General features: G+C 75.9%; 14 protein-coding genes. 6 read left to right on the top strand and 8 right to left on the bottom strand.

Annotated features, from left to right (window positions below):
• Positions 1-101: 101 nt before the first annotated feature.
• From ACRYR8_RS11790 to ACRYR8_RS11800, 3 genes are all read left to right on the top strand, one after another.
• Positions 102-482: a cytidine deaminase gene (locus tag ACRYR8_RS11790; protein WP_432484779.1), complete on the top strand. Its 381-nt coding sequence runs from the start codon at positions 102-104 to the stop codon at positions 480-482.
• Positions 479-1765, top strand: a complete 1287-nt coding sequence (locus ACRYR8_RS11795; protein WP_432483639.1) for a thymidine phosphorylase — start codon at positions 479-481, stop codon at positions 1763-1765. Before ACRYR8_RS11790 ends, ACRYR8_RS11795 begins: the two co-directional genes overlap by 4 nt.
• A gap of 100 nt (positions 1766-1865) precedes the next feature.
• The gene (locus tag ACRYR8_RS11800; RefSeq protein ID WP_432483637.1) at positions 1866-2372 is read left to right on the top strand and encodes a DUF4190 domain-containing protein; all 507 of its coding nucleotides are present in this window, start codon (positions 1866-1868) and stop codon (positions 2370-2372) included.
• 69 nt (positions 2373-2441) lie between these two features.
• Here the strand turns inward: ACRYR8_RS11800 and ACRYR8_RS11805 are convergent, their stop codons facing one another.
• Both ACRYR8_RS11805 and ACRYR8_RS11810 read right to left on the bottom strand, forming a co-directional pair.
• Positions 2442-3302: an aldo/keto reductase gene (locus ACRYR8_RS11805; protein ID WP_432483635.1), complete on the bottom strand. Its 861-nt coding sequence runs from the start codon at positions 3300-3302 to the stop codon at positions 2442-2444.
• 107 nt (positions 3303-3409) lie between these two features.
• Positions 3410-3970, bottom strand: a complete 561-nt coding sequence (locus ACRYR8_RS11810; RefSeq protein ID WP_432483633.1) for a GNAT family N-acetyltransferase — start codon at positions 3968-3970, stop codon at positions 3410-3412.
• Positions 3971-4030: 60 nt separating this feature from the next.
• Between ACRYR8_RS11810 and ACRYR8_RS11815 the strand changes: the two genes are divergently transcribed.
• The gene (locus ACRYR8_RS11815) at positions 4031-5140 is read left to right on the top strand and encodes an adenosine deaminase (RefSeq protein WP_432483724.1); all 1110 of its coding nucleotides are present in this window, start codon (positions 4031-4033) and stop codon (positions 5138-5140) included.
• Between the two features lie 26 nt (positions 5141-5166).
• Here the strand turns inward: ACRYR8_RS11815 and rsgA are convergent, their stop codons facing one another.
• From rsgA to ACRYR8_RS11835, 4 genes are all read right to left on the bottom strand, one after another.
• Positions 5167-6252, bottom strand: coding sequence for a ribosome small subunit-dependent GTPase A (gene rsgA / locus ACRYR8_RS11820; RefSeq protein ID WP_432483631.1), 1086 nt, complete (start codon positions 6250-6252; stop codon positions 5167-5169).
• An 89-nt stretch (positions 6253-6341) separates the two neighbouring features.
• The gene (locus ACRYR8_RS11825) at positions 6342-7958 is read right to left on the bottom strand and encodes a methyl-accepting chemotaxis protein (RefSeq protein WP_432483629.1); all 1617 of its coding nucleotides are present in this window, start codon (positions 7956-7958) and stop codon (positions 6342-6344) included.
• A gap of 136 nt (positions 7959-8094) precedes the next feature.
• Positions 8095-8772 carry an aldehyde dehydrogenase family protein gene (locus ACRYR8_RS11830; protein WP_432483627.1) on the bottom strand — a complete coding sequence of 226 codons (678 nt, stop codon included), beginning with the start codon at positions 8770-8772 and terminating at the stop codon, positions 8095-8097.
• On the bottom strand, positions 8765-10144 hold the full coding sequence (locus ACRYR8_RS11835) for an aldehyde dehydrogenase family protein (RefSeq protein WP_432483625.1): 1380 nt from the start codon (positions 10142-10144) through the stop codon (positions 8765-8767). Before ACRYR8_RS11835 ends, ACRYR8_RS11830 begins: the two co-directional genes overlap by 8 nt.
• Before the next feature lie 85 nt (positions 10145-10229).
• On the opposite strand from ACRYR8_RS11835, the gene ACRYR8_RS11840 reads away from it, so the two are divergent.
• Positions 10230-11783, top strand: a complete 1554-nt coding sequence (locus tag ACRYR8_RS11840) for a PHP domain-containing protein (protein ID WP_432483623.1) — start codon at positions 10230-10232, stop codon at positions 11781-11783.
• 235 nt (positions 11784-12018) lie between these two features.
• Positions 12019-12438 (top strand): hypothetical protein, encoded by a 420-nt coding sequence (locus ACRYR8_RS11845; RefSeq protein WP_432483621.1) that lies wholly within the window; start codon positions 12019-12021, stop codon positions 12436-12438.
• Between the two features lie 171 nt (positions 12439-12609).
• On the opposite strand, the gene fmdA is transcribed toward ACRYR8_RS11845, so the two are convergent.
• Complete coding sequence (gene fmdA / locus ACRYR8_RS11850; RefSeq protein WP_432483619.1) at positions 12610-13863, bottom strand: formamidase; 1254 nt, start codon at positions 13861-13863, stop codon at positions 12610-12612.
• A 44-nt stretch (positions 13864-13907) separates the two neighbouring features.
• Complete coding sequence (locus tag ACRYR8_RS11855) at positions 13908-14189, bottom strand: FmdB family zinc ribbon protein (protein ID WP_432483618.1); 282 nt, start codon at positions 14187-14189, stop codon at positions 13908-13910.
• Between the last annotated feature and the right edge of the window lie 174 nt (positions 14190-14363).

Here is a 14363-nt window from a genome sequence, read left to right on the forward strand (position 1 = left end):
CCCCCCCCCCCCCCCCCCCCCCGCCCGCCCTGCCGGACCGCCCGCCCGCCGGCCCCGCCCCCGCCCCCGCCGCGCCCCCGCCCCCCCCCCCCCCCGCTGCCCTGGCCCACTCCTACTCCCCGTACTCGGGCTTCCCCGTGGGGGCCGCCGCGCTCGTCGACGACGGGCGGGTGGTCTCCGGCGCGAACGTCGAGAACGCCTCCTACGGCGTGACGCTGTGCGCCGAGTGCACCCTCGTCGGGCAGCTGCGGATGACCGGCGGCGGCCGGCTCGTGGCGTTCGCGTGCGTCGACGGCGCCGGCGCCGTGCTCATGCCGTGCGGGCGCTGCCGCCAGCTGCTGTACGAGTTCGGCGGTCCCGAGCTGCTCGTGGACACCCCCCGCGGGGTGCTGCCCATGACCGAGGTGCTGCCCGACGCGTTCGGACCGCACGACCTGGACGATCCCGCCCGCAGGAAGCCCGCAGAGGAGCCCCGCCCGTGACCCAGCGGTTCGCCGCCGTCGACGTCATCCGCACCAAGCGCGACGGCGCACGGCTCTCCGACGCCCAGATCGACTGGGTGATCGACGCCTACACCCGCGGCGAGGTCGCCGAGGAGCAGATGTCGGCACTGGCGATGGCGGTGTTCCTCAACGGCATGACCCGCGAGGAGGTCAGCCGCTGGACGGCGGCGATGATCGCCTCCGGCTCGCGGCTGGACTTCACCGACCTGCCCCGCCCCAGCGTGGACAAGCACTCCACCGGCGGCGTGGGCGACAAGGTGACCCTGCCGCTGGCGCCGCTGGTCGCCGCCTGCGGGGCGGCCGTGCCGCAGCTGTCCGGGCGGGGCCTGGGCCACACCGGCGGCACCCTGGACAAGCTGGAGTCCGTCCCCGGCTGGCGCGCCTCCCTGGAGCTGCCCGAGATCCGGCAGCAGCTGATCGACGTCGGCGCCGTGATCTGCGCCGCCACCGGCGACCTCGCCCCGGCGGACAAGAAGCTGTACGCCCTGCGCGACGTCACCGGCACCGTGGAGGCGATCCCGCTGATCGCCAGCTCCATCATGAGCAAGAAGATCGCCGAGGGCACCAGCGCGCTCGTCCTGGACGTCAAGACCGGCTCCGGCGCGTTCATGAAGGAGCTGGCGCAGTCCGTGGCGCTGGCCGAGGCGATGGTGGCGCTGGGCACCGACGCCGGGGTGCGCACCACCGCCCTGGTCACCGACATGTCCACCCCGCTGGGCCGCACCGCCGGCAACGCGCTGGAGGTCCGCGAGTCCGTCGAGGTCCTCGCCGGCGGCGGCCCCGCCGACCTGGTGGAGGTCACCCTGGTGCTGGCGCGGGAGATGCTCGCCGCCGTCGGGCTGGACGCCGTCGACCCCGCCGACGCCCTCGCCGACGGGCGCGCCATGGACGCCTGGCGGCGGATGATCGCCGCCCAGGGCGGCGACCCCGACGCCCCGCTGCCGACGGCCGCGCACACCCACGACGTGCTCGCCACGGCCGACGGGTACCTCACCGAGGTCGACGCGATGGCCGTGGGCGTGGCGGCGTGGCGGCTCGGTGCCGGCCGCGCCCGCCGCGAGGAGGCCGTGCAGGCCGGCGCCGGGGTGGAGCTGCACGCGGTGCGCGGCGACGCGGTGCGCGCCGGTGAGCGCCTCGCCACCCTGCACACCGACACGCCCGAGCGCTTCGCGTGGGCCCTGGAGGCCCTCGAGCCCGGGCTCGCGGTGGGGCAGGCGCCCCCCGCCGCCGTGCCGCTGGTGCACCGGCGCGTCACCGCCTGACGGCGGACCGCCCCGCGCACCACCGCGTGCCCCGGTCCCCGGGAGCTGACACGATCGGCGCAGGGACGACAGCCGTGACCGACAGGAACGAGAGGACGACATGTCGACGCCGGGCGACGACCAGTACGGACAGCAACCGGGCTACGGGAGCCAGCAGGGTGGCCAGTACGGGGGCCAGTACGGGGGCCAGTACGGCGCCAACCAGTACGGGGGCTACCAGGACCAGCCGTACGGCGCCAAGCCGCGCAACGGCGCCGGGCTCGCCTCGCTCATCCTGGGCATCGTCGGCCTGCTGCTCTGCTGGCTCTTCGGCATCGGGCTGCTCCCGGGCCTCATCGGCCTGGTCCTCGGTGTCGTGGGGCTGCGCCGCGCCAAGCGGGGGGAGGCCACGAACAAGGGCGTCGCCGTCGCCGGCATCGTCACGAGCGTGCTGGCGGTCATCGCCGGCGCGGTCTTCCTGGCCCTCACCATCGCCCTCGGCAACTTCATCGCCGACAACAGCGCCGACCTCAGGGCCTGCCTGGAGCAGGCCGGCGGCGACGTGGCCGCGGAGCAGGCCTGCCAGCAGCAGTTCACCGACGACCTCTCGGACCAGCTCGGGGGCTGAGGAGTGGACGGCCGCGGCGCCCGGGGGCTCCAGGCCCCCCGGGCGGCGCGGCCGTCGTCCGGGCGCCGGTCAGGCGGCGTCGGTGAGGCTCTGGAACTCCTCGTCGGTCAGCTCCACGTCGGCCGCGGCGCAGTTCTCCTCCAGGTGCGCCACCGAGGAGGTGCCGGGGATCGGCACGATCACGGGGGAGCGGCGCAGCAGCCACGCCAGCGCGAGCTGGCCGGTGGTGGTGCCGGGGTGGTTGCCGGCCACCGCGTCCAGCGGCCCGCCGGGGCGGGCGAGGGTGCCCGCGTCGACCGGGGCCCACGGGATGAACGCGATGCCCTGCTCGGTGCAGAAGTCCAGCAGCTCCTCCGCACGGCGGTCGCCGAGGTTGTAGCGGTTCTGCACCGACGCGACGGGGAGCCCGGCGGCCTGCGCCGCCTTCACGTCGTCCACGTCGACCTCCGACAGGCCGACCTGCTTGGCCAGGCCCTCGTCGAGGAACGACTTGATCTCGCCGAACTGCTCCTCGCGGGGGACCTTCGCGTCGATGCGGTGCAGCTGCCACAGGTCGATCTGCTCGACGCCGAGGCGGCGCAGCGACATCAGCAGGCACTGCCGCAGGTACTCCGGGCGGCCCAGCGGCGGCCACACGTCCGGGCCGTGGCGGGTCAGGCCGCCCTTGGTGGCGATGACGACGTCGCCGTAGCCGGAGCCGTCGTGCAGGGCCTCCTTGATGAGGTCCTCGGAGACGAACGGGCCGTAGGAGTCGGCGGTGTCGATGAAGGTGACGCCGAGCTCGACGGCCCGGCGCAGGACGCGCACGGCCTCGTCGTGGTCCTCCGGCGGCCCCCAGATCCCGGGGCCGGTGATGCGCATCGCGCCGTACCCGAGGCGGTGGACGGTCCTCCCGCCCAGGTCGATGGTGCCGCTGCTCGCGACGGTCATGGGGTTCCTCTCGCGCGGGGTGGGTGGGGCGGCACCCGCGGCCCCCCCCCCGACGCTACGTCCGCCCACCACGGCCCGCCACGGCACGCGGGGGGAGGGGGAGCGCGTCAGCGCGGTTCCGCCGGCGCCTCCCCCGGCGCCTCGCGGTCCTCGCCCAGCGTGCGCTGCCACCACGTGACGTCGCGCCAGGCGCCGTGCTTCCAGCCCACCCGCCGGTAGGTGCCGACCGGCTCGAAGCCCATCGCCGCGTGCAACCCGGCGCTGGCGCCGTTCGGCTCGGCGACACCCGCGAACACCGCCCGGTACCCGCGCTGCTCCAGGCGCTCGAACAGCGCCCCGTACAGCAGGCGGCCGACACCGCTGCGCCGCCGGCCCAGCTCGGCGTACACGCTGACCTCGCACGACCAGCGGTAGGCGGCGCGGCCGGAGAAGGGCCCGGCGTAGGCGTAGGCCACCACGCGGGGCCCGTCGGCGGTGGTCTCCTCGGCCACCAGCCACGCGTGCTCCTCCTGCGCCCTCGCGATGCGGCGGGCCACCTCCGCCGCGTCCGGCGGGTCGGACTCGAACGAGATCGTCGTCTCGCGCACGTAGGGGGCGTAGAGGGCGGCGCACGCCGCGGCGTCGGCGACGGTGGCGTCGCGGACCGTCAGGGGGACCGGGTGGGGCACGTCCGCAGGGTAGGGGCGGGCGCGGGCTGTCAGGATCGGGGGGTGAGCACCCTCGACGACATGCGGTCCCTGCCCAAGGTGTCCCTGCACGACCACCTCGACGGTGGCCTGCGCCCGGAGACGATCGTGGAGATCGCCTCGGCCAACGGGCACGCCCTGCCCACCACCGACCCCGCCGAGCTCGCGGAGTGGTTCCGCGAGTCCGCCGACTCCGGCTCCCTGGTCCGCTACCTGGAGACGTTCGACCACACCGTGGCCGTCATGCAGGACGCCGAGTCCCTGGCCCGGGTGGCGACCGAGGCCGTCCTGGACCTCGCCGCCGACGGCGTCGTCTACGGCGAGCTGCGCTACGCCCCCGAGCAGCACCTGCGCGGCGGGCTGAGCCTGGACGAGGTCGTCGTCGCCGTGGAGGAGGGGATGCGCCGCGGTGAGCGGCTGGCCGCCGAGGCCGGCCGCACGATCCGCGTCGGCACCCTGCTGACGGGGATGCGGCACGCCGACCGCTCCCTGGAGATCGCCGAGCTGACCCTGCGGCACCGCGACGACCCGGACGGCCGCGTCGTCGGCTACGACATCGCCGGCGCCGAGGACGGGTTCCCGCCCGGTCGCCACCGCGAGGCGTTCGACCTGCTGCACGCGGCGAACTTCCCCGTCACCATCCACGCCGGGGAGGCCGCCGGCGTGGAGAGCATCGCCGAGGCGCTGTTCCCGTGCGGGGCGCAGCGCATCGGCCACGGCGTGCGGATCGTCGAGGACATCGAGTTTTCGGCCGGCACGGACCGGTTCGGGATGCCGAACGCCCGGCTGGGGCGGGTGGCGAACTGGGTGCGCGACCGCGGCGTCGTGCTGGAGCTGGCCCCGTCGAGCAACGTGCAGACCGGCGCCGCCACCAGCGTCGCCGAGCACCCCGTCACCAGGCTGAAGGACCTCGGCTTCTCGGTGTCCGTCAACACCGACAACCGCCTCGTGTCCGCCACGACGCTCTCGCGGGAGTTCGCGCTGCTGGCCGACGGGGCCGGCTGGACGCTGGAGGACGTCGAGCGGGCCACCATCACCGCGCTGGCCGCCTCGTTCCTGCCGTTCCCCGACCGGCTCGCGCTGGCCACCGACGTCATCCGCCCGGCGTACGACGCCGCCCGCGCGCGGCTGCGCGGGGACGAGCAGGGGTGACGCCCCGGGCGACGTAGCGCTCGAGGTCAGGGGCGCGGGCGGTGCGCGCGCTGCTGCTTGTGGATCACCTTCCACCGCTGCGCGCGTTCCGCCCGCAACCGCGCGTCGGTGCGCGCGGCGAACCACTCCTGCTCGCGCTCCAGCTTGCGGTAACTGTCCAGCCGCCGGCGGTCGACCACCCCCGCCTCGATCGCGGACAGCACTGCGCACCCGGGTTCGGAGGTGTGCGAGCAGTCGGCGAACCGGCAGTCCACCGCGAGGTCCTCCACGTCGGCGAACGTGCGCTGCAGGCTCTCGGTGGAACCCTCCGCGCCCAGGCCGACGCTGCGCAGACCGGGGGTGTCCACGAGGACCAGCCCACCGGGCAGCGGGAGGAGCTCGCGGTGCACCGTGGTGTGCCGGCCCTTGCCGTCACCGGAGCGCACCGCGCCCGTGGCGAACCGCTCCTGGCCGAGCAGGGCGTTGGCGAGCGTGGACTTCCCCGCCCCCGAGGGCCCGATGAGCGCGACGGTCCCGGACAGCGCACGACGCAGGTCCTCGATCCCGGCGCCGCGCTCGGCGCTCACGGCGAGGACGGGAGCGCCCAGCGCGGAACCCTCCACGTCCGCCAGGGCCTTCGCCAGTTCCGCGCCGCCGATCAGGTCGGTCTTGGTGAGCACCACGACGGGCTGCGCCCCGGAGTTCCACGCCAGGGTCAGGAAACGCTCGACGCGGCCCAGCGGTGCCCGCCGGGCCGGGGCCACGGTGACCAGGACGGTGTCGACGTTCGCCGCGAGGACCTGTTCCGCCGAGCGCCCCGACACCTCCGCGCGGGTCAGGGCGGTGCGCCGCGGCAGCACCGCGAGCAGTTCCGGTTCCGACCCCGCCAGGCCCAGCACGACCCAGTCGCCGGTGGTGGGGACCGGCAGCACCGCCCGGGCGAGGGTCACGCGCTGCGGCCCCAGCGGGGTCTGCACGTCGAGCGCACCCCGGTGGGTCCGTCCGACGCGGGCGGGCACCAGGGGTCCGGGGTGGTCGTGGTGGTGCTGCGCCAGCGCGAGTTCCCAGCGCTCGTCCCAGCCGTACGGGCCGAGCGGGTGCGTGGCGTCCTTCTCGTCCGCGGGAGTGGTCACGGCTCGACGGTAGGAACCCCGTGGCCCGGAGGCGACGGGTTTTCCGCCCGTGCCGCCGGTGGTCCGGCGGCACGGGCGGGTGGTGCCGGTCAGTACCTGAAGCGCGCCACCAGGGCGCTCAGCTCCCGGGAGGTCCGGGCCAGGTCGGCGCTGGTCTGCTGCGACTCGGTGACCGCCTGGGCGGTCGACGAGGCGGCGTCGGCGACCCCGGCGATGTTGGCGGCGATGTCACCGGACGACGCGGCGGCGGCGGCGACGTTCCGGTTCATCTCCGCGGTCGTGGCGGTCTGCTCCTCCACGGCCGAGGAGATCGTCACCTGGAAGTCGTTGATGCGGCCGATGATGGCGGAGATCTCCTCGATCGCCCCCACGGCGCCACCGGCGTCGGACTGGATGGTCTGCACGCGCCGGGAGATGTCGTCGGTGGCGCGGGCGGTCTGCTGCGCCAGTTCCTTGACCTCGCCGGCGACGACGGCGAAGCCCTTGCCCATCTCGCCGGCGCGGGCGGCCTCGATGGTGGCGTTCAGGGCGAGCAGGTTCGTCTGCTCGGCGATGGCGGTGATGGCCTTGACCACCGAGCCGATCTCCTGGGAGGACTCGCCCAGCGCGGCGATGGTGCGGCTGGTGGACTCCGCCACGCGCACGGCCTCGGAGGCGACCCGGGCGGCCTCGTCGGTGTTGGAGGAGATCTCGCGGATGGAGGCGCCCATCTCCTCCGAGCCGGCCGCGACGGTCTGCACGTTGGAGGAGACCTCCTCGGCGGCGCCGGAGACGACGCCGGCCTGCGCGGAGGTCTCCTCCGCGCCGGCGGCGATCTGGGTGGAGATCGCCGACAGCTGCTGGGCGGAGGCCGCGACGCCGGTTGAGGCGGTGTCGATGGTGGCGACCAGCTCGCGCAGCTGCGCCGTCGCCGCGTCCAGCGACTGCGCGGTGCGGCCGACCTCGTCGCGGGAGGTCAGCCCCGCGCTGCGGGTGAGGTCGCCGTCCTTGAGGCTCTCCGCGATCGCCTGGACCCTGCCGAGGCCCGCGGCGATGGAGCGGGCGATCGCGGCACCGGCGGCGAGCGCCGCGGCGATGCCCACGGCCAGCAGCACCAGCACGGTGGTGCGGTTGCCGGTGTAGGTCGCCTCGACGTCGGCGGCGAGCGCGTCGACGGCGGCGCTGTCGATGTCGCGCAGCGCATCGAGGGCCTCGTTCATGGCGTCGGTGTGCTCGCCGAGCTGCTCCTGCACCTCGTCCACCCGGCGGAGGTCGCCGGCGCGGCTGGCGGGCACGGCCTCGGCGTCGCGCAGCTCGGTGTAGGCGGCCCAGTTCTCCTCGAAGGCCCGCACGTGCTCCTCGCGCCCGGTCTGGTCGGTGCGCTTGTAGGCGGCCAGGGCCTCGTCCACCGCGGCGCCGTCGGCGGCGAGCTGCTCCTCCCTGTCGGCCTTGGTCGCGGGCTCGGTGCTGAGGACGTGGCTGAGGAAGTCGACGCGGGCCTCGCGGAACTCGATCGCCATGTCGTCGACGGCGCGGATCGAAGCGACGCCCTCCTCGTCCATGAGCGTGGCGCTGTCCCTCACCTCCCCCAGTGAGCGCAGACCCGTCACGCCGACGAGGACGCCGACCAGCGCGGTCAGGGCCACGGCGGCCAGGACCTTGGCGGCGATGCCGCGATCACCCCACCACGCAGCGATGCCGTGCCGATCGGGGTTGCGCGCGTTCATGCCAGGGGCCTCCGGGTTCAGGGGGGGTCGTCCCCTCCCATCGGCAGCCGCCACCGCCGGCTGAAGGGGTTCGCCCCGGTCCCCGTCGGTCCGCCGACGGGGACCGGGGCGGCCGCGAGGACCCGCGGGGCGCTCCTCAGCCGGCGAGCGCGACGCTGCGCAGCAGCGGGGTGAGGAACCGGGCGTCGTCCCGCGGCGGGGCGGCGCGCGCCGGCGGCAGCACCCGGGTGCCCGCGGCCGCGGCGGCCCGGCGCACCGCGGCGGTGAACTCCGCCCCCGCCCACCGGGCGTCCAGCAGCTCGACCCCGCCGGCCAGCAGCGCGGTGGTGGCCGGCTCGCCCGGCAGCGCGGCGGCGGCCCCGTCGCCGAGCTCGGCGACCACGGCGTCGGCCAGCCGGTCCAGCGCACCGCCGCCCGACAGCACGCAGGCGCCGCCGGCGGCCAGGACGGCCAGCGCCGCGCGGGCGGTGGGCAGCAGCCGCCCGCCGGCGAGGACGCCGACGACGGACGGGGGTGCGGTGCCCGGCAGCCGCGGCACCAGCAGGTCCAGCTTGTCGGCCCACCCCGCCCAGCGCACCGCGGTGTCGATGCAGGCGTCCACGCGCGTCAGGGCCTCCGACAGCCGGCAGCCCTCCGAGCGCCGCACCAGCTCCACGAGCTCGGCGCGGCGCGCCTCCAGGTCCACCGCCACCGACAGCAGCGCGCGCCCCCGGCGCAGGGGGGCGGTGGCGGCCACGGCCGCCGCGCCGGGCGCCGCGGCGGACAGGACCTTGCGCACCACGTCCTCGCCCACGCCGGGGCCGTCCTCAGCCACCGCAGGCCCGCAGCAGCAGTTGCGCGTCCAGGCGCGCGTCGGGGCCGGCGGGCGAGTCCAGGCCGAGGCGCTCGCGGTGGGCGCCGGCCAGCCAGCCGCGGCGCTCGGGCCCGCTGGGCCCCCAGACGGTGACGGCCGTGGCCTCCTCCAGCAGCGTGCGGGGGTCGGTGCCGGCGCGCACCGTGCGCACGCCCAGCACCGGGCCCGGGGGCGGGGGCAGGGTGCGCCGTCCGGTGGCGACCACGGCGGGGGCGGCCCACCACCCGCCGGCGGGCAGGCCGGGCGGTGTCCCGCCCCCGGCGACGGCGGCTGCGGCGCGCGCCACCGCCGGCGTCGGGCAGGGCCCGACGCGGGTGGTGCGGTCCAGCGGGTCGCCCGGGCGCAGGGCGGCGGCACCGGCGTCCAGGCGCGCCACCAGCGCCTCGGCGAGCGGCTCGACGACGAGGACCCGCGAGCCGCCGGGGCGGGTGTGCGCACCGTCGGTGAGGCCGGCCAGCAGGGCGGGGACGACGGCGTCCAGGTCGGCGCCCTCCAGCACCACGTCCACCGCCGTGGTGCCGTGGTCGGCCACCAGCGGCGTGCCCCGGTCGGCGAGGTCGAGGGCGAGCTCGTGCAGCCGCTCCGCGGTGCCGTCGGCGCGCACGGCCAGCAGCCCCTCGGCCTCCCACAGCACGGCGTCGGCGACGGGGTCGCAGCCGGGCGCGGTGGCGACCAGCCCGGCCGGCAGCCCGGCGTCGGAGCAGGCCCGCACGAGCCGCTCGGCCGTGGCGGCCGACTGCGGGTCGGGGCGCAGCAGGGCCCCGGCGCCGGCGGCCAGCGCGGCGGCGACGGCGGTGACGAGGGCCGCGGGGCCGCTGCGCCAGGTCGCCAGGACGGCGACGGCGCCGCCGGTGCCCGGCTCGGCGCCCAGCGCGTCGAGCTTGTCGGCCCACCCGGCGGTGGAGAACGCCGCGTCCAGCAGTTGCGGGCCGTCGGCGGCCAGGCCGGCGGCCACGGGGCGCCCGGTGGTCAGGGCGCGGGTGACGGCGAGGGGGTGGACGTGGTCGGCGAGCACGTCGGCGAGGGTGAACAGGTGTCGGGCGCGGTCCTCGCCGCTGAGCCAGGCCCACTCGGCGCGGCTGGCCGCGACGACGCCCTCCAGCACGCGGGACAGGACCTCGTGGGAGGTGTCGGCGACCGCCAGGAGGCGCTCACCGGTGGCCGGCCGGGGCACGTCGACGCGCGGGGAGGTCCCGTCGCCGCCGGTGGCGGTCAGCTCGCCGGGCAGGCCGGCGGCCGCGGCGTCCTCCAGCGGGGGGCCTTGTGCCCGCCCCGGCTGCGCGCGGAGGTGCCGGGGCGCCCTCTCCGCTGCTTCCGGTAGTGGCGAGGTCACGATGCGTGAGTCTACTGAGGTGGGGCCCGTTCCCCGGGGCGAAGCCGGGACTGGCGCGCCACCGGGGTGCTGGCAGGGTGGGCCCGTGCACTCCCACGGCCCCTCCGCACCCCCTCCGCCCGTCTGGGAGAGCGTCGCCGCCTCGGCCGGTGACGACCGCGACTTCGCCTGGTACGCCGGTGACCACCACATCCACACGACGTTCTCGCGCGACGCCATGTACACCGTGGACGACCAGGTGCGCCGCGCGCGCGAGTGCGGGCTGGACTGGATGGTCATCACCGACCACGGCGGCCCGGACCACGCCAAGCAGTCCGTGGCTCTGCAGACCCCGCTCATCGCGCAGGCCCGCCGCGACCACCCCGTGCTGGTGTTCCAGGGCATGGAGTGGAACATCCCCGGCGCCGAGCACGCCACGTTCATCGCCCCCGACCACGAGGGCACCCCGGGCCTGCTGGAGCGGTTCGAGCGGATGTTCGACGGCGACGTGCTGGCCGCCGCGTCCAACCCGACCGGGCCGCGCCTCATCGAGCACTCCGTGCAGGGCGGCCCCGAGGCCGAGCGGCTGGGGCTGCAGGCCCTGGCCTGGCTGGTGGAGGAACTGCGCACCGGCGACGTCGGTGAGGCGCTGGTCCTGTCGAACCACCCGATGCGCACGGGTCGGGTCTCACCGTCGAAGGTGCGCGGCTGGCGCGACGCCGCCCCCGGCGTGTTCGTCGGCTGGGAGGGCGCACCCGGCCACCAGGCCGCCGCGCTGCCCGCCCCGCTGGGCCGCGGCCGCGGGCGCGGTCAGTACGACGAGTCGCCAGGGCCGTGGTCCTTCCCCGGGTACGACCTGGAGCAGTACCGGACCTGGGGCGGTTTCGACGCCGCCACCGCGCGCGTGGGCGGGTTGTGGGACTCGCTGCTCGCCGAGGGACTGCCGTGGTGGATCACGGCGAACTCCGACAACCACTTCGACCACGGCGACACCGTCGCCGTCGGCGAGCCCGACCGGTCCTTCTACGTCGAGCACGGCCACCGCGGCACCCCCGTGGACACCGGCGTCGTGCAGCACGGCTACGTCGACTTCGCGCCGGGTTTCTACTCCCGCACCTGCGTCGGCTCACCCCGCCGCGACTACCGCTCCGTCATGGCCGCGCTGCGCGCCGGGCGGGTGTTCGTCGTGCACGGGGGGCTCGTGCGGGCGGTGGAGGCCCGCGTGCGTCCCGGCGGGCAGGGGCCCGGCGTCACGTTCGGCGCGCGCACGACCGTGCGCCGCGGGGGCGACGTCGAGGTGGAGCTGCTCGTCGACCCCGCCACCGAGCCCAACGGCAGCGGCGAGGTGCCGCGCTCGGCGCGCTGGGACGTGGTCGTGGGCACCGTCACCGGGCGCGTCGCCGACACCGAGCGCGACCTGTGGCAGGCCCCGGGCACCCGCGTCGTGGAGAGCTTCGAGGTGCCTGCCGACGCCCGCGGCCGGCAGCGCTTCGCGTTCACGCTGCGCGGGGTCGAGGACCCGTTCTACGTGCGGTTCCGCGGCAGCGACGGCCGGCACGCCGACGCGGACGGGCACCCCCGGGTCGACCGGATCGGCGACTCGGACCCGTGGGACGACCTGTGGTGCTACACGAACCCGGTGTTCGTCGACGTGGAGTGACGGGCGGCCCGCTGCGCCCCGGTTGTTCGGTGCGAAGGGCCGTGACCCACCCGGTGGGGCACCAGCCGCGATCCCATCGACCTCGTCCGAGGCGCGCCGAGGGGCGACGGCCCGGCCCGGCGCGCTGGCACGGGCAGGGGCGTGGTCCTCCCCGGGTGCCGCGGTGCTCGACACAGCCGGTGAGCCCGCGCCATCATGGGTGGCACATCGTCGCCGAGGAGGGTGGGGAGCGCTCGTGGGACTCCGTCACAGCGTGATGGCCCTGGCCGCCGGAGGGGTGCTCGCCCTGGGCGCCACCCCGGCCTCCGCCGCCCCGCCCGCACCACCGGGGTGCACGTTCAACGAGACGCCCGGGGCACTCACCTGCACGACGACGAGCACGGAGACCACCCGGTTCGGGCCCTACACCACCGCCGACCTCGTGCCCGCGGAAACGGTGTTCGGCCCGCTCACCGGCGAAGACATCTGCGCTTTCCACTTCGGTAGCAGCGGCGCCGTCAAGGTGCTGCTGGAAGACCTGATCTTCACCAGGAGCGTCACCACGACCACCACGACCACGCGTCGTGGACTCAACGGCCAGGTGATCGACACCTCCACCACCACGGCACCACCGACCTACAGCCGCGACAGCGGCGGGCTGGGCTGCCTGTTCTGAGGCGGCGGTGACCGAACCGCCCGGTGCTGGGACCCCACGCACCCGCGGGGGTGGGCGCCGGCGGGGAGAGGGCGTCAGCGACCCGGGGGACGAGCAGGAGCCGGTCGCCAGTGCAGGGCGTCGAAGCAGTGGCGGTCCGAGTGCCACCCCGGTGCTCCCGCAGGACACGCCCTAGAACGAGGAGCGGGGCACCCCCTGCCCCGGGTCGACGCGCGCGGGCCCCCCGGGGGAGGGGCGCACGTCGACGTCGAAGATCGCCGTGGGCAGGTACACGGTGGCGCAGGAGTTCGGGATGTCGACCACGCCGGAGAACCGGCCCTCGATCGGCGCGGCGCCGAGGATCACGTACGCCTGCTCCGGGGTCCACCCGAACTTCGTCAGGTAGTCGATGGCGTGCAGGCACGCGCGCTGGTACGCCAGCTGGGAGTCCAGGTAGCGCTGCTCACCGTCGAGGGTCACCGACGTCCCGGAGAACGCCAGCCACTGGCTGTACTGCGGGTCGGTGTTCCCGGGCAGGAACACGGCGTTCTCCGTGACCCCGTAGGTCTCCATCCCGCCGCGGATGACGTCGACGTGCAGGTCGATGAACCCGCCCATCTCGATCGCGCCGCAGAAGGTGATCTCACCGTCACCCTGGGAGAAGTGCAGGTCGCCGACCGACAGGTTCGCCCCGTCCACGTAGACGGGGTAGAAGACGCGTGTGCCCTTGGTGAGGTTCTTGATGTCCTGGTTGCCGCCGTTCTCGCGCGGGGGTGCGGTGCGGGCCGCCTCGCCGGCGACGCGGTCGAACTCCGCGCCCTGCAGGTTCCCCAGGATCGCGTCCTGCGCCAGCGGCGGCAGCGCGAGCGGTGGCACGCGCTCGGGGTCGGTGGCGATGAGCGCACCCTCGCGGCGGTTCCAGCGCGCCAGCAGTTCCGCGGAGGGTGCGGTGCCCATCAGGCCGGGGTGGACGATGCCGGTGAACGACACGCCCGGGACGTGCCGGGAGGTCGCGGTCTGCCCCCGGAAGTCCCACACCGCCTTGTAGGCGTCCGGGAACCGGTCGGTGAGGAACCCGCCGCCGTTCTGCTTCGCGAAGATCCCCGTGTAGCCCCAGCCCTGCCCGGCCAGCGGCCCGGAGTCCTCCTGCGGGACGGGACCCAGGTCGAGGATGTCCACGACGAGCAGGTCACCGGGCCGGGCGCCCTCCACGGCGATCGGCCCGCTGAGCGCGTGCACCCGGGACAGCGGGGCGTCCCTGATGTCGTCGGCGGAGTCGTCGTTGCGGATCGCCCCGTCGAACCACTCGCGGCAGTGCACCCGGAACGACGTGCCCGGCCGCACGTGGACCTGCGCGGGGATGTCGGGGTGCCAGCGGTTGTGCCCGACGAGCTCCTGTTCGGTGAAGGGCTTCGTGGAGTCCAGCGGGAAGACCACCTCGGGCACGTCGCCTCCTGGGTGCGCGCTGTTCGGGCCGGTGCGGAACCGCCTCAGGGGCGGGGGAGCTTGCGGTGCAGCGGGTTCGTGGTGGTGGTGCGCCGGCGTGCGGCCGGGGGTGGTGCGGTGACCACCCCGGGTGCCTCGCGCGTGCGTTCCGCGGCGTCCACCGCGCGCACCAGCGCGCGCGGCGTGAGCGACAGCATCGGCCCGGTGAACGAACGCGGTGCCGGACGCGCGCACGCGGGGCACTCGAACGTCTCGGGAGCGGTCCCGATGGGGCGGCTCACCTCCAGCGCGCCGTCCCGGTCGCACCGGTACTCGTACTGCGCCACGACACCTCCCGGAGCTGCGGATCGCCACGCCGTCGTGATCGCATGCTTCTCCGGTGCGCACGGCGCGTCAAGGGTGGTGCCGCCACGAGTTCAGCCGGCCCGGTGCACCCGGTTCCGCGCGCCCGCGGCACACTGGGGCCGACCGCGACCGGGGGCTCACCGCCGAGCCCCGCA

Source organism: Kineococcus esterisolvens, from assembly GCF_050871405.1.
Taxonomy (GTDB): Bacteria; Actinomycetota; Actinomycetes; order Actinomycetales; family Kineococcaceae; genus Kineococcus.

Coding starts and splice junctions, on each gene's coding strand:
- ACRYR8_RS11825 (WP_432483629.1), bottom strand. CDS start 7,958: ATGAACGCGCGCAACCCCGATCGGCACGGCATCGCTGCGTGGTGGGGT.
- ACRYR8_RS11815 (WP_432483724.1), top strand. CDS start 4,031: ATGCGGTCCCTGCCCAAGGTGTCCCTGCACGACCACCTCGACGGTGGC.
- ACRYR8_RS11800 (WP_432483637.1), top strand. CDS start 1,866: ATGTCGACGCCGGGCGACGACCAGTACGGACAGCAACCGGGCTACGGG.
- ACRYR8_RS11805 (WP_432483635.1), bottom strand. CDS start 3,302: ATGACCGTCGCGAGCAGCGGCACCATCGACCTGGGCGGGAGGACCGTC.